The sequence below is a fragment of the Streptomyces sp. NPDC022552 genome (assembly GCF_055561875.1).
The window spans coordinates 289,499-307,944 of record NZ_JBVHGJ010000007.1 but is presented as its reverse complement, the minus strand read 5'-3'; the positions used below and the strand labels follow the sequence as shown (position 1 = coordinate 307,944).

The 18,446-nt window shown below is 71.7% G+C and carries 21 protein-coding genes; 10 read left to right on the top strand and 11 right to left on the bottom strand.

The genetic code is table 11. The annotated features are described in order from the left end of the window. The first annotated feature begins 9 nt into the window (after nt 1–9). Together ccsB and ACZ3OF_RS21045 are read left to right on the top strand one after the other, a co-directional pair. Nucleotides 10–1,092: a c-type cytochrome biogenesis protein CcsB gene (gene ccsB / locus ACZ3OF_RS21050; RefSeq protein ID WP_361672152.1), complete on the top strand. Its 1,083-nt coding sequence runs from the start codon at nt 10–12 to the stop codon at nt 1,090–1,092. Nucleotides 1,093–1,129: 37 nt separating this feature from the next. Further along, nucleotides 1,130–1,657 carry an SRPBCC domain-containing protein gene (locus ACZ3OF_RS21045; RefSeq protein ID WP_467306126.1) on the top strand — a complete coding sequence of 176 codons (528 nt, stop codon included), beginning with the start codon at nt 1,130–1,132 and terminating at the stop codon, nt 1,655–1,657. A gap of 13 nt (nt 1,658–1,670) precedes the next feature. On the opposite strand, the gene ACZ3OF_RS21040 is transcribed toward ACZ3OF_RS21045, so the two are convergent. Together ACZ3OF_RS21040 and ACZ3OF_RS21035 are read right to left on the bottom strand one after the other, a co-directional pair. Further along, nucleotides 1,671–2,399 carry a response regulator transcription factor gene (locus ACZ3OF_RS21040; protein ID WP_361671556.1) on the bottom strand — a complete coding sequence of 243 codons (729 nt, stop codon included), beginning with the start codon at nt 2,397–2,399 and terminating at the stop codon, nt 1,671–1,673. Next, the gene (locus ACZ3OF_RS21035) at nt 2,396–3,523 is read right to left on the bottom strand and encodes a sensor histidine kinase (RefSeq protein WP_361671558.1); all 1,128 of its coding nucleotides are present in this window, start codon (nt 3,521–3,523) and stop codon (nt 2,396–2,398) included. Before ACZ3OF_RS21035 ends, ACZ3OF_RS21040 begins: the two co-directional genes overlap by 4 nt. 122 nt (nt 3,524–3,645) lie before the next feature. Between ACZ3OF_RS21035 and ACZ3OF_RS21030 the strand changes: the two genes are divergently transcribed. Beyond that, nucleotides 3,646–4,224 carry an RICIN domain-containing protein gene (locus tag ACZ3OF_RS21030; protein WP_361671561.1) on the top strand — a complete coding sequence of 193 codons (579 nt, stop codon included), beginning with the start codon at nt 3,646–3,648 and terminating at the stop codon, nt 4,222–4,224. A gap of 73 nt (nt 4,225–4,297) precedes the next feature. Here the strand turns inward: ACZ3OF_RS21030 and ACZ3OF_RS21025 are convergent, their stop codons facing one another. The 5 genes from ACZ3OF_RS21025 to ACZ3OF_RS21005 all read right to left on the bottom strand — a co-directional run bounded on the left by ACZ3OF_RS21025 (nt 4,298) and on the right by ACZ3OF_RS21005 (nt 9,658). Beyond that, nucleotides 4,298–5,836 carry an ABC transporter substrate-binding protein gene (locus ACZ3OF_RS21025; RefSeq protein ID WP_361671564.1) on the bottom strand — a complete coding sequence of 513 codons (1,539 nt, stop codon included), beginning with the start codon at nt 5,834–5,836 and terminating at the stop codon, nt 4,298–4,300. A 4-nt stretch (nt 5,837–5,840) separates the two neighbouring features. Beyond that, on the bottom strand, nt 5,841–7,898 hold the full coding sequence (locus ACZ3OF_RS21020; RefSeq protein ID WP_361671566.1) for a hypothetical protein: 2,058 nt from the start codon (nt 7,896–7,898) through the stop codon (nt 5,841–5,843). An 89-nt stretch (nt 7,899–7,987) separates the two neighbouring features. After that, nucleotides 7,988–8,896, bottom strand: coding sequence for an isopenicillin N synthase family dioxygenase (locus ACZ3OF_RS21015; RefSeq protein WP_361671568.1), 909 nt, complete (start codon nt 8,894–8,896; stop codon nt 7,988–7,990). Continuing rightward, entirely contained in the window at nt 8,889–9,341 is a 453-nt protein-coding gene (locus ACZ3OF_RS21010; RefSeq protein ID WP_361671571.1) for a nucleoside deaminase, read from the bottom strand. Before ACZ3OF_RS21010 ends, ACZ3OF_RS21015 begins: the two co-directional genes overlap by 8 nt. Nucleotides 9,342–9,373: 32 nt before the next feature. Next, entirely contained in the window at nt 9,374–9,658 is a 285-nt protein-coding gene (locus ACZ3OF_RS21005; protein ID WP_361671573.1) for a winged helix-turn-helix domain-containing protein, read from the bottom strand. Between the two features lie 150 nt (nt 9,659–9,808). Here ACZ3OF_RS21005 and ACZ3OF_RS21000 point away from each other — a divergent pair, with 150 nt between their 5' ends. After that, nucleotides 9,809–10,138: a hypothetical protein gene (locus ACZ3OF_RS21000; RefSeq protein ID WP_361671576.1), complete on the top strand. Its 330-nt coding sequence runs from the start codon at nt 9,809–9,811 to the stop codon at nt 10,136–10,138. A 340-nt stretch (nt 10,139–10,478) separates the two neighbouring features. Here the strand turns inward: ACZ3OF_RS21000 and ACZ3OF_RS20995 are convergent, their stop codons facing one another. After that, the gene (locus ACZ3OF_RS20995; protein WP_361671579.1) at nt 10,479–10,925 is read right to left on the bottom strand and encodes a DUF1772 domain-containing protein; all 447 of its coding nucleotides are present in this window, start codon (nt 10,923–10,925) and stop codon (nt 10,479–10,481) included. A 91-nt stretch (nt 10,926–11,016) separates the two neighbouring features. On the opposite strand from ACZ3OF_RS20995, the gene ACZ3OF_RS20990 reads away from it, so the two are divergent. From ACZ3OF_RS20990 to ACZ3OF_RS20975, 4 genes are all read left to right on the top strand, one after another. Continuing rightward, the gene (locus tag ACZ3OF_RS20990) at nt 11,017–11,595 is read left to right on the top strand and encodes a TetR/AcrR family transcriptional regulator (RefSeq protein ID WP_361671582.1); all 579 of its coding nucleotides are present in this window, start codon (nt 11,017–11,019) and stop codon (nt 11,593–11,595) included. 89 nt (nt 11,596–11,684) lie between these two features. Continuing rightward, a complete protein-coding gene (locus tag ACZ3OF_RS20985; RefSeq protein ID WP_361671584.1) occupies nt 11,685–12,116 on the top strand; it encodes a phosphatase domain-containing protein in 432 nt (143 codons plus the stop codon). Nucleotides 12,117–12,207: 91 nt separating this feature from the next. Next, on the top strand, nt 12,208–13,095 hold the full coding sequence (locus ACZ3OF_RS20980) for a 2-dehydropantoate 2-reductase (protein ID WP_467306118.1): 888 nt from the start codon (nt 12,208–12,210) through the stop codon (nt 13,093–13,095). A gap of 119 nt (nt 13,096–13,214) precedes the next feature. Further along, nucleotides 13,215–14,144, top strand: coding sequence for a DMT family transporter (locus ACZ3OF_RS20975; protein ID WP_361671588.1), 930 nt, complete (start codon nt 13,215–13,217; stop codon nt 14,142–14,144). On the opposite strand, the gene ACZ3OF_RS20970 is transcribed toward ACZ3OF_RS20975, so the two are convergent. Together ACZ3OF_RS20970 and ACZ3OF_RS20965 are read right to left on the bottom strand one after the other, a co-directional pair. Then, entirely contained in the window at nt 14,047–14,934 is an 888-nt protein-coding gene (locus tag ACZ3OF_RS20970; protein ID WP_361671590.1) for a LysR family transcriptional regulator, read from the bottom strand. The genes ACZ3OF_RS20975 and ACZ3OF_RS20970 overlap by 98 nt on opposite strands. Beyond that, complete coding sequence (locus ACZ3OF_RS20965) at nt 14,934–15,344, bottom strand: PLD nuclease N-terminal domain-containing protein (RefSeq protein WP_361671591.1); 411 nt, start codon at nt 15,342–15,344, stop codon at nt 14,934–14,936. The genes ACZ3OF_RS20970 and ACZ3OF_RS20965 overlap by 1 nt, the downstream gene beginning before the upstream one ends. A gap of 89 nt (nt 15,345–15,433) precedes the next feature. On the opposite strand from ACZ3OF_RS20965, the gene ACZ3OF_RS20960 reads away from it, so the two are divergent. Both ACZ3OF_RS20960 and mqnP read left to right on the top strand, forming a co-directional pair. Beyond that, nucleotides 15,434–16,885 (top strand): menaquinone biosynthesis decarboxylase, encoded by a 1,452-nt coding sequence (locus tag ACZ3OF_RS20960; RefSeq protein WP_361438243.1) that lies wholly within the window; start codon nt 15,434–15,436, stop codon nt 16,883–16,885. Beyond that, the gene (mqnP, locus tag ACZ3OF_RS20955) at nt 16,882–17,784 is read left to right on the top strand and encodes a menaquinone biosynthesis prenyltransferase MqnP (protein ID WP_361671594.1); all 903 of its coding nucleotides are present in this window, start codon (nt 16,882–16,884) and stop codon (nt 17,782–17,784) included. Before ACZ3OF_RS20960 ends, mqnP begins: the two co-directional genes overlap by 4 nt. On the opposite strand, the gene ACZ3OF_RS20950 is transcribed toward mqnP, so the two are convergent. Continuing rightward, nucleotides 17,774–18,379: a rhomboid family intramembrane serine protease gene (locus ACZ3OF_RS20950; protein ID WP_467306114.1), complete on the bottom strand. Its 606-nt coding sequence runs from the start codon at nt 18,377–18,379 to the stop codon at nt 17,774–17,776. The two genes, mqnP and ACZ3OF_RS20950, sit on opposite strands and share 11 nt — an antisense overlap. Nucleotides 18,380–18,446: the final 67 nt, after the last annotated feature.

Sequence of the window (18,446 nt, the reverse complement as noted above, 5' to 3'; positions counted from 1 at the left end):
CTCGCCGCCGTGAGTCTCGCCGCCGAGACCAACGAGAGCCTGGCGCGGATGAGCGACATGCTCATCTACTCGTCGATGGCCGTCTACACCCTGGCCTTTTTCGCGCACATCGCCGAGTGGGTGCTGGGCAGCCGGAGCAAGGTCGGCCGCACCGCCGCCGCGCTGACCACGCGGCAGGCCCCGGCGCCCGCCGTCACCGTCCAGGTCAAGACGGCCGGCGGAGCCACCGCCGTACTCGACAAGCCCACGGTCGTCACCCGGTCCGGCGCGGGCGTCCGCGACGTCCCCGACGGCCCCGGCGCGGCCGGCGGCACGGTCAAGGGCGATCTGTACGGCCGTATCGCCGTCTCGCTGACCGCGCTCGCGTTCCTCATCGAGGCGTCGGGCGTGATCGCCCGGGCGTTCGCCGTGCAGCGGGCCCCGTGGGGCAACATGTACGAGTTCTCCACCACCTTCTCCACCGTGGCGGTCGGCGCGTACCTCGGCTTCCTCGTCGCCCGGAAGAACGTCCGCTGGATCGGTCTGCCGCTGGTCACCACCGTCCTGCTCGACCTGGGCCTGGCCACGACCTGGCTGAAGACCCCCAGCGACCAGCTGGTCCCCGCGCTCGACTCCTACTGGCTGTGGATCCACGTCTCCACCGCGATCTTCTGCGGCGCGGTCTTCTACCTCGGTGCGGTCGCCACCCTGCTGTACCTCTTCCGCGACTCGTACGAGAACAAGCTCGCGACCGGCGGCAACCCGGGTTCCTTCGCCCGCTCCGTCCTCGAGCGGCTGCCGTCGGCGGCCTCCCTGGACAAGTTCTCCTACCGGGTCAACGCGGCGATCTTCCCGCTGTGGACCTTCACGATCATCGCCGGCGCGATCTGGGCGGGCGACGCGTGGGGCCGCTACTGGGGCTGGGACGCCAAGGAGGTCTGGTCCTTCATCACATGGGTCGGTTACGCGGCGTATCTGCACGCGCGGGCGACGGCCGGCTGGAAGGGCCGCAAGGCCGCGTACATCGCGCTCATCGCCTTCGGTTGCTTCCTCTTCAACTACTACGGCGTCAACATCTTCGTGAGCAGCAAGCACTCCTACTCGGGCGTCTGAGCTGGCACGGCGCCCGCCCCGGCGTGACGCTTGAGGTATGAGCGAGATACCCCGGGGCAGGTGCGACACCCACGACGGCAACCTGCACCACCTGCGGTACGTGATCGATCTGCCCCATCCGATGGTGCGGGTCTGGGCGGCGGTCGCGACGCCGGAAGGGCTGCCGCAGTGGCTCTGCGCGGCGGATCCGCTGGAGCCGAGGCTCGGCGGGGCAGTGACGCTGCGCTGGCTGAACGGAGACACCGAGGTCTCGGGGCAGGTGACGGCCTGGGACCCGGAGTACGTGGCCGAGTACACGGTCGGCCCGTCGCACGGCCGGATCCGGTTCCATCTGGAACCGGCCGGGGGCGGCGGGACGACCGTTCTGCGTTTCACCAACGAGTTCCGTGCGACGCACGAGGAGAAGCTGGACGCCATGGCGGGGTGGCACGACCACTTCGAGCGGCTGGCCGCGGCGCTGGAGGGCCGGCCCACGGACTGGAGTGCCTGGTCGCCCGACCGCTGGCAGCACCTGCGCGAGCTGTACGTACGGGACGACGCCCCGTGGCCCAAGTGGGAGCCGTGAGCGCCTCCGCGGGTCACGGCAGGGCGTCGAGGCCGTCCTCGCGGACCCGTACCGCCAGGTCGATCTTGGTGTGGGCGGGGCGGCCCGCGCGCTGGTACTTCTCCTTGACCTGATCGAGGTAGTACTTGGCGGTGTTGGGGCTGATCCGGGCGCGGCGGGCCGTCGCCTTGAGCGTCAGCCCGGAGGCGTAGTCGAGCAGTATCTGGAGCTCCCGCGGGGCCAGCCGGGGCCGCTCGGGGCGCGTGTCGTGGGCCAGCGCGAAGGCCAGCTCGGCGGAGTGGACACGGCCTTCCGAGGCGACCTCGCCGATCGCGGTGACCAGGGAGTCCAGGGCGTGGTCCTTGGTCAGATAACCGTCCGCCCCGGCGGAGAACGCGGAGACGATACGGGACCGGTCGGCGACCGTGCTGATGACGAGGACCCGCGGTCCGGCCGCCCGCACCTTCCGGACGTTCTCCTCGGCCACGGAGCCGTCCTGGAGCACCAGGTCGAGCAGGACCACGTCCGCGTGGCGGCCGGGGCCGGCCAGCAGCTCGTCCACGGTGGCCGCGCAGCCGAGCATGCGTAACTGCGCCACCTGCTCCAGCCAGGAGCGCAGCCCGTCGAGGAGCATCCGGTCGTCGTCGACCGCCGCCACACCGATCACAGCCCCGCCGGACCCGCCCGTCGCTTCCGGCGCGCAGGGCTCGCCCGTCGTGCCCGCCCCGGGCGGGCCGGTCATCCGGTCTGCCGTGTCGTTCACGCCGGCCACCGCAGCTCGACCCGGGTGCCCTCGCCCGGGGCGCTGTCCACCTCGGCGGCGCCACCGATCTCCCGCATCCGCGCGTGCACCGACCACCGCAGCCCGGTCCCGGTCGCGGTCGCCGTCCCACGGCCCCCCGTCAGGGCCGCCCCGGCGTCGAAGCCCCGGCCGCGGTCCACCACGGTGACCGTGATGCCGCCGTCCCGCCCCATCGCGGTGAGGTACGCGGCCGAGGTCCCGGCATGGCGCCGTACGTTGTTCAGCGCCTCCGTCGACGCGGCGGTCAGCGCCGCCGCCACGGGGCCCGGGAGCGGGGGCAGTTCGTGGTACTGGGCGGTGACGGTGAGGCCGAGACACTCCGCGGCCGCCACCACGTCCTCCAGGGCTTCGCCCGCAGTCACCTCGGTGCCCTCCCTCTCGTCTCCCGCCTCCACCTGCTCCGAACGCTGGACCAGCCGTCGGAGATAGGCCGCCTCCCGGGCGCAGCGCTCCCGCACCCCCGGCGTGTTGGCGTCCACCCGGCCCGAGGCGATCGTGGTCAGCGTGGCCAGGACCGTGTCGTGCAGGGCCCGGTGGTGGGCCATCCGCTCGGCCTGCCGGGCCCGCTCGGCCTCGGCCCGTACCGCCTGCTCGCGCGCCTCGTCGAGCAGGGTGCCCTGGCGGTGCAGGTACCACCAGAAGACGCGGGCCATCACGGCGGAGGAGAGCACCGACATGAGGTGCCCGAACGGCCGTGCCGTGTCCGTCTGCAGCTGGGCGGCCACATGCGCGGCGAGGATCAGCACCACCGCGCAGCAGGCCTGTCGCGCGGCCAGCCCGGCCGCCGCCGCGGCGGCGGCCGACCCGCCGAGCAGCAGCGCCCAGAACCCCGGGTCCGTCACGTGCCCGCCGCCCGCCCACAGCACCGCGTGCGGCAGCAGGCAGCCCGTCAGCAGCACATCGGCCCAGACGAGACGCGGGCCGAAGCCCCCCTGCGCGTACCCCGTCCCGTACAGCAACAGGCTGGTGCCCAGCGCCACGCCGAGGAGCGCCCGGACGGCGACCCCGGCGGCCGGGGCGTGTACGAGGGCGGTGATGCCTGCCGTCAGATGACTGGCCCGGTACAGACCGGTGGCAAGAAGCATGAATCGCTGCGCCCGTTGCAGCCCTGACCCCACCAAACCCCCCTGAAAAGACGGGTACCGGGGGCTCAGTGGATCTCGCTAGCTTCCTTGGCGTCAAGGCAATCCCCAGCCAGGAGGAAAACGTGGCTCGAAGAACGTTCCGACGGCTCGGCAGGCATGGATTCGTGGCCTCGTTGGTCGCGCTCTTCACTCTGCTGATCCCGACCGCCGCACACGCCGACATCAACCCGAACGTGCGCTACACGAGCTCGCCGTACAACGCGGCCATCCACGAGATACGGGCGTCCTACAGCTGGCAGTGCCTGGACATCCGCGGTGAGTCGACCAGCGTCGGCGCGGTCATCCAGAGGTTCGACTGCAAGGGCCAGCACCACCAGCGCTTCGTGTTCTACCCGATGGGCGGGGAGAACTTCGCCGTCGGCACCTACGGCGGCGCCATGTGCCTGGGCACCCCGAACGCGAGCAAGGCTCCGGGGACCGGCGTCATCCAGGCCACGGGCGGCAACTGTCTGACCCTGCGCTGGCAGGACCGCGGCTCCAACCACTGGGAGATGGTCGAGGTGGGCACCGGCCAGTGTCTGCTCGACACCGGACGGCGCAGCCAGGTGGTGCTCGGTGCCTGCGGCGGCGTCGGCGAGCCCTGGCCCTCCCTGTGGACCCCGAGGTTCGACCGCTACTTCAACTACCCGGGCGGCTTCTAGCCGGAGGCGGTCGCCGGGTACCGGTCGGTACCCGGCGACCACTCGGCGTCAGGCCGGCGTCAGGCCGGAGGGATCAGCCCCGGCGTGGGGGAAGGCAGTTCTTCGCCGGGGCTCTGCCCTCCGGCCAGGCGATCTGGACGAACTTCTGCGAGCCGTCCTGGGCAAGTTCCACGATCGGGACCGCCTTGTTGAACGGGTTGCCGAAGTTGTCCAGGCAGATCCAGCCGCTGGCGCCGTCGACCCGGAGCGAGCCCTTCACCTGCGGCCACTGGGTGGCCACGTCCGCCGCCTCCGGGTACCGGGCGCCCTGCGGGGTCGCCTGGCGGATCGCGTGGACCGCCGTCGCCATCGCGTCGTACGCCACGATCGCCTGGCCGTCCGCGAGCGGGACCGGCTTCTTCGTGGCCTTCGTGACGTCGGCGAGGAACGTCTCGTACGCGGCCGTCGAACCGCCCGTGCTCGGGACCGGGCGGCCCGGCGCCGGCTTCCAGGCGTCGGGGTGCGCGAGCGAGGCGTAGCGCACGGTCAGCTTCGCCTTCAGGGCGCCGCGGTTGAGCTTGCGGTCCCCGCCGAGGTACGACCCCTCGTCACCGGTCAGGATCGTGAACGGCCGCTCCGCGCAGCCCCGCGCGCCGAGCGCGTTGATGAACTGCCGCAACTGTGTGTGGCGGCCCGCGAAGAAGACGGTCTCCGCCCTCGTGTCGCAGATCAGATGGGTGATCTGGCGGAAGGTGTTCGCGGTGGTGCCCTCCTCCGTCGGGTCCGCCGGCGAGGTGAAGAGCTGCGGTTCGTACGGGGCGCCCTTGAGGGAGGACGAGAAGGCCGCCTTCAGCGTGTCCGTGTAGTGGTCGCCGGTCCGGGTGTCCTGGACGAGCAGCGCCTTCGAGCCCTCGACCTTGCCGAAGTGGGCCAGGGCCTCGGCCTCGTCGCCGTTGGTGGGGGAGACGCGGGCGAGGCCGGGGTAGCGGTTGTTGCCGGCGCCGGGGCCGTTGGCGATGTCGTCGGCGGTGATGGTGGTGCCGACGACGGCGATGCCCGCGCCCGTCAGATCCGTCACCGCCTCCCGTACCTCGGTCGACGAGGTGGCGACGCCGCTGACCGCCCGCAGCCGGTCGGGACCGCCCGTCATCGCCTTCAGCCGGTCGACGGCCGCACGCCAATGGGCGTTGCCCTTGCCGGTGTTGGCGAGCACGAGCCGGATCTTCGGGGTCTCGTTGTTGGACTCGTGATTGGCGCGGTACTGCCGGGCGTAGGCGCCCACGACCTCGTGCAGCACCTTCAGCCGTAAGCCGCTGTCCGTCGATGTCAGGGGCAGGAGCAGGGCGACCGTCGCGTACTCGTCGGACTTCAGCGTGCGGTTCTCGTCGCGGATCCGCCCGGCGATCTCGGTCAGCTCCGGTACGCCGAAGTCGAAGCCGTCGCCGTTGACGCCGACGCACTCGGTGCTGCCCGGTGGCCGCTCCACACCCACCGCGCAGGAACGGTCCTCCGGGGTGGTGGCGCGGTCGATCGCGTACCCGGCCAGGGAGCCGACGACGGCGAGGGCGACCGCGGACGTGAGGATCTTCTGGCGGGTGGTGTACCAGAGGCGGTAGCGCAGCGGGCTGACCATGACCTCAGACTCCGTTCTCCGTACCCGGCGGGAGCGACAGCCCCCGCCAGGCGCGGATGTCCCTCGGCCAGTGGGTGGCCGCGTCCCACAGCGGACTGTTCCCCGTCCGATGGCGGCCGGAGAGCTGGCGCAGCTCGTGCGCCAGCTTGTCGGTCACGTCCTCGTCGGGCAGCGCGAGCGGATCGGTGAGCAGCCATACGGCGTGCAGCAACCGCCGCAGACTCAGGTGGAGTTCGACGGTGTCGTCGTCGAACGCGGTGGGCGGCGGGTCGCCGGGCTCCTGGCCGAGCGCGATCGCCCGCCGTGCGTCGGGGCCGGTGCTGCCCCGGTCGCGCGGGTACGGCGCCGAGGCGATGAACCGCAGCCGGCCGAGCCAGCCGAGGACGTCCGCGTCGGGGAAGGTGAGGCGCAGATGGGTCACCGCGTCGTCGGTGCGGCCGAGCGCCAGCTCCTGGTGCAGCCGGTACGCGACGGGCCCCGGGGCGTAGTGCCGGTGCAGGGTCTCGTGGACGGCCCGCCAGGTCGCGTACCCCTCCCCGTCCTCGAAGCGCAGCCGGTGCAGGAGCAGGGCGCGCAGCAGCGGGTCGGCGACGAAGTGCTCGGGGCCCTCCGGCCAGTCCTCGGCGCGCAGCAGGTCCCGTACGCGCAGGGCCGTGTCGCCTTCGAGGGACTCGCCGCGCAGCCGGGTCCGGGCGAGCAGCCGGGCCGACTCCTCGTCGTGGGCGGCGGCGAGCACGGCGAAGGGACCGTGCCGCAGACGTGGCAGGAGCTCTTCGAGGAGGGTGGCGGCGACCGGAACCGGGGCGCTGTCCTCGCGGAGCTCCACCGTGAGGTCGAGCAGTGCGCCCGGGGTCAGCGAGGGCTTCCGGCCGGCGGGCACCTCGCCCGCCGCCCGGCCGAGCAGGACCACGCCGAGCGGTCGCCCGCCGGTCAGCCGGTGCACGGCCCGGGCCAGTTCGGCCGGGGTACGGCCCGCCGGGTCGAAGCGGTCGAAGGCGCTCTGGGTCTGGGCGGGGGACAGCGGGGGCAGTTCGACGGCGAGGATGCCGGAGGTGACGTCCGGGCCGCGTGGGCAGGGCGCGCGGTGCGCGGTCTCGGGCAGCCGCAGCCGGGCCGCGTGGCGGATGCCGTCGTGGTCACGGACGCGGGAGGCGGCGATGACGACGACCCGGTCGCGGCGGCCGTCGGCGCGGGCCCGCAGGATCGGTTCGATCAGGCGCCGGCCGAGCGGCTCGTGGGCGTTGTCGAGGAGGAGGACGGGCCGACCGCGGCGGGCGCCGCGGTTGGCGAGTCCGGTGAAGGCGCGGACCAGGTCCTCGACGAGCGCGCCGACGAGGAAGTCCTCGGCCTCGCGCCGCCGCCGGCCGCCCTGCTCGAAGTCCATCGCGAGCTGCTGGAGCCCGGCCTTGCCGCGGCCGCCCGCGTTGCGATAACTCCCGTACCAGCCCTCGGCCTTCTGCTGGAAGCGGCCGAACACCTCCTCCAGGACCGTCTCGACGGTCGCCTCAGCGAGCAGCCCGGCCATCGGCGCGGTGGCCTCGGCGAACTTGGCGGCGAGCTTGGTGAGGACCTTGGTGACCCAGTTCGCCGCGGCTCCCTTGGCCGCGTCGACGGTCGCGAGGACCGGTCCGAGGCGCTGGAGGTCGCGCCGGGCCCGCTCGTCGTCCTCCTGCGACCAGCTGATGGACGCGACGGCGACCAGCCCGAGCGAGAGCCGCGGGAACTGCACGGGCTTGGCGGCGAGCACCCGCGGCGCCAGCTGTACGGCGAGTTCGCCGAGCGCCCCGGTGAGCGGGTTCCAGCCGGGGCCGTGGTCGGCGGGCGGCTCGATGTGCGCGCAGTCGAGGAGGGCGAGAGGGGTGGCGGCCTTGTAGGCGTTGCGGATCTGTTTGAGCAGCGCGGTCTTGCCCATGCCCCGGCCGCCGGTGAAGACGGTGACGGGCGGGTCGTCGCCGTGCTCGTACGCGGTGCGGGCATAGCGGTACGGGGAAAGCCCCACGAGCCGTGCGGCGAGTCCGGAATCCTGGAAGACCGCCTCGCGGCCGTACAGCTCTCTGTCCACGCCCCGTCACCCCCGTCACAGTCAACTTCAGGATATCGACGGTGTGTTGGGAAAGCGGCAGGCTTTTCGACTCTGTTGCGCGGACGTTCTCACTCCGTGGCGATCGCGTCGAGCTGTGCCCGGAGATAGGCGTGGGACTCGATCCCGTGGATGGTGGTCCCGGGGTCGCACTCGTAGAAGTACACGAGCGACATCAGCTCCTCGGCGGGCGCGTCGGCGGGCGGCGGGAGCACCCGGTGGCGCCCGGAACGCCAGCGGCCCCCGGTCCAGCCGGCCATCACGTCGCCGATGTTGACGGTGAACGCGGCGGGGTCGAACGGCGCGTCCTGCCAGCCCCCGGCGTCGGTGAACACCTGGAGCCCGCCCTTGCCGGCCTGCCGGTCCAGGACGGTGACCGTGCCGAAGTCGGTGTGCGGACCGATCCGGAACTGGCCGGGCTCCGGGTCGCCCGTCCGTTCCCGCCCCGGATACCAGTTGATGTTGAAGCCGAACGTGGGGTGGCCGGTGTGCCGGGTGAAGAAGTCACGCTCCTCGCCGAGGGCGACGCCGAGCAGATCGAGCACCCGGTCCGACAGCGCCCGCATCTGCGCGAGGTACGTCTGGACCAGGGGTTTCAGCTCGGGCACCTCGGCGGGCCAGGTGTTCGGCAGGAACCACTCGGCGTCCACGGCCGGGTCGCCGGTCGGCTCGTCGGCCGCGAAGGAGAGCGACTCCTTCAGGTCGGGCGGGGTGACCGTGCCCTCCGCGTACCCGTTCGCCTCCGCGCCCGGCCCGAGCCAGCCCCGCCCGCCGACCCGCACGGCGTACGGCTCCTTGACGGCGGCCGGGAGGTGGAAGAACCGCCGGGCGACGTCCCGGATGGCCGCCCGCAGCTCCGGGTCGACCCCGTGCCCGGTGACCAGCAGGAACCCGGCCTCGCGCAGGGCGCGGTCGACGGCGGGGAGCTGCGGGGCGGGGTCGCGGTCCAGATCGATGGTCGGAAGGGAGGCCTCACTCATGACCGATGTCCTCGTTCCACAGGGCGGGATGCTTCTCGATGAACTCGCGCATGAGGTCGACGCACGCGGGATCGTCGAGCACGATCACCTCGACCCCGTGCTCGGCCAGCCAGTCGTGCCCGCCGTGGAAGGTCTTCGCCTCCCCGACGACCACCCGCGAGATCCCGAACTGCCGTACGAGGCCGGAGCAGTACCAGCAGGGGGAGAGGGTCGTCACCATCGTCGTGCCCCGGTACGAGCGCTGCCGGCCGGCCGCCCGGAAGGCGGCGGTCTCCCCGTGCGCCGAGGGGTCCCCGTCCTGCACCCGCCGATTGCGCCCCCGCCCGAGCAGCGCCCCGTCGGCCGCGTAGAGGGCGGCCCCGATCGGTACGCCGCCCTCCGCGCGCCCGGCCCGCGCCTCGTCGAGGGCGGTGCCGAGCCACCGCCGTGCCAGTTCGATGTCCACGAGGGGACTCTTTCCCCGGCGGGGCGGGGACGTCACACCTGCTGGTGGCTCTCGTCCGGCGGGAGCGGATCGACGACGAACGTGCCCTTGCCGTGCACGGTCAGGATCAGGCCTCGCTCGCGCAGGACCCGGGCTGCGCGACGGACGGTCAGGTAGGCGACGCCGTACTCCTCGGCGAGGTCCCGCTCGGCGGGCAGGCGTGCGCCCGGGGCCAGTTCACCGGCTGCGATACGGGCGGCGATGTGGTCGGCCACCGCGACGTACACGAGTTGGGGGCCCTGCGGGTCGAACTCGGGGATCTGGCTTCGGTCGGTCACCCGACCAACGTAAGCATCGAAGACCTGTGCGAACCACTGGTGAGCTATGCAGAGCTATACATGTCTCGTAGGCTCACCTGACAGGAAGACCCCGGCGAGGTGGCTAGACCTCCCGGGGCATGGCCACCAACTATCAAGGGAGTTGATGACGTGCGGAACCCTATCGCGCGCACGTTGGGCCGGGCCTGGATCCCCGTGCTCCTCTGGCTGCTGATGCTGACCCTGCCGCCCACCGGCAGGCACCGCACCCGCCGGGTCACCCACCGGCACCGCCGGCCGGCGTCCCCGGCCCCCGCGCCCCGGCGGTCTCCGTACGCCCGGGAGCAGGCGATGCTCCTCGACGGCGCACGGTCGCCCCTGGAGCGCCCCTACCTGACGGCGGCCGCTCGTGTGCAGCGCAGGCGCCGACGCGCTCTGTGGCTGGCGACGGTCGGGGTGGACGTCGACCAGCGGAACATCCACGCCGGGGGTGCCCGATGAGCCGCTGCGGGGCGAGGCGGTCCGTGTTCGCGGTCGCGGAGGTGGTGCGGCCGGTGTGGGCCGGTGCGGTCTGTGTCCTCGACGTCGGGCACGGCGGTCCGCACCGCGACCGTGCGGGTGACGGCTGGTGGGTGACGCCGGGGTGCGCCGGTGCGGAGAGCGTGCCCGATCCCGAGGCGGAGTTTCGGTCTCCGCGTTGCATCGTCGGCCGGCACGACCGTTGCCGGGACGGGGTCCTCCGCGAGACGGGCGTACAGGGAGTCCGCCACCTCGTGTGCGGGTGCCCGTGTCACGCTCCGAGCGGCTAGGCGCGTAGCGGGATGCCGGGGCGGGGGTGGCATCAGGCGAGGGCGGCGACCAGCAGGGTGAACGCGGCGATGATGACGGCGACGCGGATGTAGTGGTAGCGGTTCCAGCGGTGCAGCTGCTCCTTCCAGTCGGCGGGCCGGTTCTCGGGGGTCCAGGTCCTGTTCCGGTTGTTGATCGGGACGAGCAGCAGGATCGACATGACCACGCTGAGGATCAGCAGTCCGGCGGCGGTGACGACGAGTCCGGTTCCGGGGTGGTGCCATCCGGCGACGGCCCAGGTCGCGCTGAGGACGAGCGAGCCTATGTACCAGAACGGCATCAGGGTGCCGAGCATCCGCCCGCCGTGAGCGTGGCCGAGCTGGCCGCTGTTCTCGGGAAGCGCGTCCAGGATGCGGTTCATGATGAAGGCGACGGAGAACTCCACCCCCACCATCAGGCCGACGACCACGGTGGTGACGACCTCGAGCGCGTCGAGCATGATGGCCCCTCCTTGTATCTAGCGTTGCTAGCTGATGAGGCAACGCTAGTACTGCTGCTGCTCGGTTGTCTAGCGATGCTAGGATCGATGCATGTCGGTAAAGGAACGCAAGGAGCGCGAACGGGCGGAGCGCGAGCGCCTCATCGTGGCGACGGCCCGCGAACTCGCCGAGCAGCAGGGCTGGGACGCAGTCACCACCCGCCGGCTCGCCGAGCGCATCGAATACAGCCAGCCCGTCCTCTACAGCCACTTCCGCGGCAAGCGCGAGATCATCGGCGCCGTCGCCCTGGAGGGCGCCGCCGAGCTGGCCGCGGCGGTGCGTGCCGCGACCTCCGCCGCGGACGGCCCGCGCGAGCGGGTCGCCGCCCTCGCCCGCGCCTACCTCGACTTCGCCGAGCGCAATCCGGCGGTCTACGACGCCTTGTTCCAGCTCGATGGCGGCCTGGCGTACGCGCGGGAGGACACCCCCGAGCCGCTGAAGGACGCCTTCGCCGCCCTGCTCGAGAGCCTCGCCGAGGTCGCCGGCGACGGTGTCCACCCGGGGATGTTCACCGAGGTGTTCTGGGCGGCCCTGCACGGCCTGGCGACCCTGACCCGAGCGGGCCGCCTGCTGCCCGAGGACGCCGAGCCGAGGGTGCAGCTGTTGGTGGACCGGCTCGCCATGGTCTGACACACCACCCCGCCGCTGCTGCCTGCGGCAACGCTTCCGGTCGCCCGCACCCATGGTGCTTCTCCGCACGCAGCACCTACGGTGGGCGGGTGACCGAGACCTGGAAGGCTACGGGCAGTGGTGTTCTGCGGCTGCCCTCCGGACGTCTGGTCCGAGGCCGCGCGCTTCGCCGACCGCTCCCGGCCGGTCCGACGCCTGCCTTCGCCGTCCATCTGCTCGGCAAGCAACCTCCCGAGGCCCCCTGGGAAGTCCGTTGGCTGCGCTGGCCGGACTTCTGGCTGCCTGCCAGTCACGCCCAGGCCGAGGCCGTCTTCGGCGAGGCATACGCTCGTGCCGACGTCGAACGTGTCGAGATCGCCTGCGGCGGTGGCCGGGGCCGAACCGGCACAGCCCTGGCCTGTCTCGCTGTCCTTGACGGAGTACCGGCCGGCCAGGCAGTGGACTTCGTGCGCCGGAACTACGACACCCGTGCGGTCGAAACTCCCTGGCAGAGACGCTACGTCCACCGTTTCGCGGACTGACTGCGACAGCTCGCCGATGCCGGCGAAGGGCGGTGCGCTCGGTTGAGGTTGCCGCTGTCCTGGGGGATGCCCGGGAGTAGGGTCGGCGATCATGACACGTGTCGCGGTGGTCGGTGTGGGAGCGGTGGGCGGCGTGGTGGCCGCCGGTCTGGCCTCGACGGGGCGGTTGGAGGTGACCGCGTGCGTGCGGACGCCGCTGGGCGGGCTGCGGATCGACCGGCCCGACGGGGCGGTCCAGGAGGCATCCGTACGGGAGGTCCTCGACCCTTCTCTGGCGTCGGAGGCCGAGTGGGTGGTGGTGGCGACCAAGGCGCACCAGACCGCTGGAGCGGCTCCGTGGCTGGAGCGCCTGTGCGGTGCGGGCACCCGTGTCGCCGTGCTGCAGAACGGAGTCGAGCACGTCGAGCGCGTCGCGCCGCTGACAGGCGGCGCCGGGATCCTTCCCGCCGTGGTGGAGATCTCGGCGGAGTCGCTGGGGCGCGGCCACATCCGGCTGTTCGGCCGGCCGCGGATCGTGGTGCCCGAGGGTGACGACGGCGCGGACTTCGCCGCTCTGTGCGAGGGCAGCGGGATCACCGTGGCGACGACCGGTGATTTCGTGACCGCGGCGTGGGCGAAGCTGTGCCAGAACGTGGCCAACGGCGCCGTCACCGCCCTGACGATGCGCCGCATGCCGGTCTTCGCCAATCCGCGCGTCGCCCAGCTGGGCCGCGCGCTGGTGGAAGAGGCGCGGCAGGTCGCAGCCGCGTCAGGCGCGGAGCTTCCCGAGGACCTGGCCGACCGGGTCATCGCCACGCTGCGAGCGATGCCGCCCGAGTCCGGGAGCAGCATGCTGTGGGATCGCCTGGCAGGCCGTGAGCTGGAATACGACGCCCGTAACGGTGCGGTGGTGCGCGCGGGCGCCCGCCTGGGCATTCCCACCCCGCACAACGACGCCCTCACCGCGCTGCTGGAAGCCGTCAGCGAGGCCAAGAAGTGACGCAGCGTCCGCCGTCGTAGGGGTCCGTGTGGGGCCATCGGCTCCGCCGATGGCCCCATCGGGAGGACGCCCCGCCGGCTCGTGGACCCGCCGCCGGGGCCGTCCGTAGCGTCGTCGGCATGAGAAACGAGACCAGGGGAACCGCGGAACTGACCCTCGCCATGGTGCTCTCCGGCACTCTCGGCATCTTCGTCGTCGAGTCCGGGGCGGCCCCCTTCAACGTGGTGTTCTTCCGCTGCCTCTTCGGGGCCGCCGCCCTCGGCGCGTACAGCCTCGCCCGCGGGTACTTCACCGGGCACGGGTTCACGTTGAGGAAGCTCGGGCTCGCCGCGCTCGGCGGGGTGTTCATCGTCTTCAACTGGGTGTTCCTGTTCGAGGCGTACGAGGCGACCTCGATCTCGTTCGCCACCGTCGTCTACCACACCCAGCCGTTCTTCCTCGTGGTCCTCGGCGCCGTCCTCTTCCGGGAGCGGATCACCGCCGCCAGGTTCGGCTGGCTCGGGGTGGCCTTCGTCGGGCTCGTGCTCGTGTCCGGCATACAGCCCGGTGACACCGCCTCCCTCAAGGGGCTCGGGCTCGCGCTCGCCGCCGCCGTGCTCTACGCGCTGTCCACCGTCGTCACCAAGCGGATCACCGGTGTCCGGCCGCACCTCATCGCCCTCGTCCAGGTCCTCGTCGGGCTTCCGCTGCTGCTGCCCTTCGCCGACTTCGGGGCCATGGCGCAGGCCGGCGCCGGGTGGGGCTGGCTCGTCGGGCTCGGGCTCGTCCACACCGGGCTCATGTACGTGCTCATGTACGCCGCCTACCAGAAGCTGCCCACCGCGAAGATCGCCGTGCTCGCCTTCACCTACCCCGCCGTCGCCATGTTCGCCGACTGGGCGGTGTACGGGCACCACATCGGCCTCGTCCAGGCGCTCGGCGTCCCGCTGATCGTCCTCGCCAGCCTGAAGGTCACTCTTGCTGCTCGGACACCAGCCGCCGCGCCTGCTCCACGAACAGCCGCACATGCGCCGGAAGCCGCTTCCCCCGTCTCCACGCGATCTGCGTGAAGAGGGTGAACGGCGGACGCCAGTCCAGCGCCACCAGTGCCCCGGACGCCAGCTCCTCGGAGACGGTGACCCGGGGCACCAGGGCGATGCCGAGGCCGCCCGCCACACCCCGCTTCGTCGCCTCCAGCGTGCCGAACTCCATGAACGGCGGGGACCATTCCCGGAGCTCGCGCTCGAAGAGGTCGCGGTACGGACAGCCCGGCTCGGTCCCCACGAGCTGCCCCGCCGCCAGGTCAGCCGACGTCAGATCCGTACGCCCCGCCAGCGGATGACGCGGGGAGGCCACCAGGGTCAGGGGTTCCTCCGCCAGGACCTCCGCCTCCAGGCCCGCGTGCTCGGTCTCCGGCTCCATCAGGAAGCCGATGTCGTACGTCCCCTGGCGCAGCGCCTGCCGGGTCTCGTCGCCCAGCGTGGGGCGCAGTGACAGCTGGACCTTGGGGTAGCGGTGGTGGAAGAGCTCCAGCAGGGGCGGCAGGCGGTAGGACGTCAGCGATTCCATCGTGCCCACCGCGATCGTCCCGGCGGGCTCCTCCTCGGTCTCCACGACCGCGGCCCGCGCCTCCTCCGACAGCTCGATGATCCGGCGGGCGTACGGCAGGAGCCGCTCGCCGGCCTCGGTGAGCCGGATGCGGCTGCCGAGCCGTTCGAACAGCTCCACGCCGAGCGAGGACTCCAGGGCGCGGACCTGGCCCGTGACGCTGGACTGGGCGTACCGGAGTTCCGCCGCGGCGCGCGTGAAGGAGAGGACGGTGGCGACCTTCTCGAAGGTGACCAGGAGCCGGAGCTCCATCAGCCGTCGCTGTCCTTGGCGTCGCTGTCCCTGGCCTCGCCGCCCTGCTCGCGCTTCCGCAGCTCTTCCTCGCGGCGGCGCAGGTCCGCCTCCCAGTCCTTGAGGACGGCCTCGTCCTTCTTGTTCTCGTCCTTGAGGGACTTCAGGAAGTCGGGGTTGTCATCGGGAGCCACCCACTCCTGGCGGTGGTTGCGGTGCCACTCGGAGGGGGTGCGGCCGCCCGCGGGGGCCTTGCGCATCTTGCCCGCGGCGAACCAGACGATCGGGCCGACGATCCAGAAGAGCAGGATGATGATGACCCAGACGACCTTGGGCAGGTGCTTCGCCTCGTCCTCGGGGGTGTTGAGACAGTCGATGAACGCGTAGATCGTCAGCGCCAGCGGCAGGATGAACATCAGCGCCCTGAGCATGTGGGACAGCCCCCTGGATCCAGTGGCGGGGTACGTTTCGTCGGCCCCGGTGACACGTCCAGCGTAGCCGGTGGCCGATACTGGGCCCCATGGCTTACGACGATCTCCGCTCGCTCCTCAGGGCGCTGGAGCGCGAAGGCGACCTCAAGCGCATCAAGGCCGAAGTCGATCCGTACCTGGAGGTCGGGGAGATCGTCGACCGGGTGAACAAGGCGGGAGGCCCGGCGCTTCTCTTCGAGAACGTCAAGGGCTCCGCCATGCCGCTCGCGATGAACGTCTTCGGGACGGACCGCCGGCTGCTCAAGGCCCTCGGCCTGAAGTCGTACGGCGAGATCAGCGAGAAGATCGGCGGGCTGCTCAAGCCCGAGCTGCCGCAGGGCTTCGTCGGTGTGCGCGAGGCGTTCGGCAAGCTCGGCTCGATGGTCCACGTGCCGCCGAAGAAGGTGAAGGACGCTCCCGTGCAGGAGGTCGTCCTCACCGGCGACGACGTCGACCTGGACCAGCTGCCCGCGCTCTTCACCTGGCCGAAGGACGGCGGGTCCTTCTTCAACCTCGGACTCACGCATACGAAGCACCCGGAGACCGGGGTCCGGAACCTCGGCCTCTACCGCCTCCAGCGCCACGACAAGCGCACCATCGGCATGCACTGGCAGATCCACAAGGACAGCCGGAACCACTACGCGGTGGCGGCGGAGCGGGGCGAGCGGCTGCCGGTCGCGATCGCCTTCGGCTGCCCGCCCGCCGTGACGTACGCGTCGACGGCGCCGCTGCCGGGCGACATCGACGAGTACCTGTTCGCGGGGTTCGTCCAGGGCAAGCGGATCGAGATGGTCGACTGCAAGACCGTGCCGCTCCAGGTGCCGGCGCAGGCCGAGGTCGTCATCGAGGGCTGGCTCGAGCCGGGCGAGATGCTCCCGGAGGGTCCCTTCGGCGACCACACCGGTTTCTACACGCCGCAGGAGCCGTTCCCCGCGCTGAAGATCGACTGCGTCACCATGCGGAAGCGTCCGCTGCTCCAGTCGATCGTCGTCGGCCGGCCGCCGACGGAGGACGGGCCGCTGGGGCGGGCGACGGAACGCTTCTTCCTGCCGCTCCTCAAGATCATCGTGCCGGACATCGTGGACTACCACCTGCCCGAGTCGGGCGGCTTCCACAACTGCGCGATCGTCTCGATCGACAAGAAGTACCCGAAGCACGCGCAGAAGGTCATGCACGCCATCTGGGGCGCGCACATGATGTCGCTGACCAAGCTGATCATCGTGGTGGACAAGGACTGCGACGTCCACGACCTGCACGAGGTGTCCTGGCGCGCGCTCGGGAACACCGACTACTCCCGTGACCTGACGGTCGTCGAGGGGCCGGTGGACCATCTGGACCACGCCTCGTACCAGCAGTTCTGGGGCGGCAAGGCGGGCATCGACGCCACGAAGAAGCTCCCCGAGGAGGGCTACACCCGGGACGGCGGCTGGCCGGACATGGTGGAGTCGGACCCGGCGACGGCCGCGCTCGTGGACCGCCGCTGGAAGGAGTACGGCCTGTGACCACCGCGGCCGTACCCGGCGCGGAGCCGGGCCGGACGAAGGCGTTCCTGCGCCTCGTGATGATCGAGCACTCGGTCTTCGCGCTGCCCTTCGCCTACATCGCCTCGCTGACCGCGATGTTCCAGCTGGACCGGAACATCCACTGGGGGAAGCTGCTCCTCGTCACCATCTGCATGGTCGGGCTGCGGACCTTCGCGATGGCCTGCAACCGGATCATCGACCGCGAGATCGACGCCCGTAACCCGCGGACGGCCGGCCGTGAGCTGGTGACCGGGGCCGTGTCGGTGCGGTCGGCGTGGACCGGTGCGGGGATCGCCGTCGTCGTCTTCCTCGGTGCCGCGGCGCTGCTCAACCCGCTCTGCCTGGCACTCGCGCCGCTCGCCGTGGTGCCGATGGTGGTCTATCCGTACGGCAAGCGGTTCACGAACTTCCCGCACGCGATCCTCGGCCTCGCGCAGGCCATAGGGCCGATCGGGGCCTGGCTCGCGGTGACCGGGGAGTGGTCCTGGGACGCGGTGATCCTCGGGTTCGCGGTCGGGATCTGGATCGGCGGCTTCGACCTGATCTTCGCCTGCCAGGACGTCCAGGCCGACCGCGCCGAGGGCGTCATGTCGGTGCCCGCCCGCTTCGGCGTCCCGGCGGCGCTGTGGGGCGCGCGGGCCTCGGCGGTCGTGACGACGGGTCTGCTGGTCTGGTACGCGCTGGCCACGGAGGCCGGGCTGTTCTTCTGGATCGGCCTGGTGATCGTGATCGCGGCGTTCTGCTACGAGCACACGATCGTGAAGCCGCACGACCTGTCCCGGCTGAACCGGGCGTTCTTCACGACGAACGGCTTCATCGGCATCTCGCTGTTCCTGTGCGCGCTGATCGACCTGGTGATGCGGGGCCTCACGGTGTGAGCGCGGCCTGCCGGCGTTCCGGGCGGAAGAGGAAGGCCGTCCCCACGCCGGCCACCAGGCCGACGAGGTGGCCCTGCCAGCTGACCGTGGTGTCGGCGGGGGAGATGCCGAGCAGGATCGTGCCGCCCCAGAGCGCGGCGATCGTCACCCCGACGGCGATGCCGAGGGGCCTGCGCTCCACGAAGCCGCGGACCACCAGGTAGCCGAAGAGGCCGAAGACCAGGCCGGAGGCGCCCGCGGTGATCGAGTCCGACGGGGAGATCAGCCAGACGCCGACGCCGTCGGCGACGATGATCAGCGCGCAGACGGCGAGGAAGCGGCGGACGCCGCCGAGGGCGGCGAGGAAGCCGAAGATCAGCAGCGGGACGCTGTTGGAGGCGACGTGCCCGAAGCCGAAGTGCAGGAACGGCGCGGCGAGGATCCCGCCGAGGCTGTCCGGGTCGCGGGCGACGATGCCGTACGCGTCGAGCGCGTGGCCGGTGGCGAGGTCGACGACTTCGAGGGCCCAGAGCAGGGCCACCCAGCCCGCCATGAGCTGTACCGCCGTCTTCGCCCGGTCGGACGTACGCCACCGTCGTGTTTCGAGCTCTGCCATGACCATCCCCCTGCGGTGTTCCGTCCTGTACAGCGGAGAACGTACGGGACCCCGTGCGGAGTTCTCC

What these genes read in the sequence shown, in the direction of transcription:
- ACZ3OF_RS21045 (WP_467306126.1), top strand. Translation starts at nt 1,130, where the DNA reads ATGAGCGAGATACCCCGGGGCAGGTGCGACACCCACGACGGCAACCTG.
- ACZ3OF_RS21035 (WP_361671558.1), bottom strand. Translation starts at nt 3,523, where the DNA reads ATGCTTCTTGCCACCGGTCTGTACCGGGCCAGTCATCTGACGGCAGGC.
- ACZ3OF_RS21025 (WP_361671564.1), bottom strand. Translation starts at nt 5,836, where the DNA reads ATGGTCAGCCCGCTGCGCTACCGCCTCTGGTACACCACCCGCCAGAAG.
- ACZ3OF_RS21015 (WP_361671568.1), bottom strand. Translation starts at nt 8,896, where the DNA reads ATGAGTGAGGCCTCCCTTCCGACCATCGATCTGGACCGCGACCCCGCC.
- ACZ3OF_RS20995 (WP_361671579.1), bottom strand. Translation starts at nt 10,925, where the DNA reads ATGCTCGACGCGCTCGAGGTCGTCACCACCGTGGTCGTCGGCCTGATG.
- ACZ3OF_RS20990 (WP_361671582.1), top strand. Translation starts at nt 11,017, where the DNA reads ATGTCGGTAAAGGAACGCAAGGAGCGCGAACGGGCGGAGCGCGAGCGC.
- ACZ3OF_RS20980 (WP_467306118.1), top strand. Translation starts at nt 12,208, where the DNA reads ATGACACGTGTCGCGGTGGTCGGTGTGGGAGCGGTGGGCGGCGTGGTG.
- ACZ3OF_RS20975 (WP_361671588.1), top strand. Translation starts at nt 13,215, where the DNA reads ATGAGAAACGAGACCAGGGGAACCGCGGAACTGACCCTCGCCATGGTG.
- ACZ3OF_RS20970 (WP_361671590.1), bottom strand. Translation starts at nt 14,934, where the DNA reads ATGGAGCTCCGGCTCCTGGTCACCTTCGAGAAGGTCGCCACCGTCCTC.
- ACZ3OF_RS20965 (WP_361671591.1), bottom strand. Translation starts at nt 15,344, where the DNA reads ATGCTCAGGGCGCTGATGTTCATCCTGCCGCTGGCGCTGACGATCTAC.
- ACZ3OF_RS20960 (WP_361438243.1), top strand. Translation starts at nt 15,434, where the DNA reads ATGGCTTACGACGATCTCCGCTCGCTCCTCAGGGCGCTGGAGCGCGAA.
- ACZ3OF_RS20950 (WP_467306114.1), bottom strand. Translation starts at nt 18,379, where the DNA reads ATGGCAGAGCTCGAAACACGACGGTGGCGTACGTCCGACCGGGCGAAG.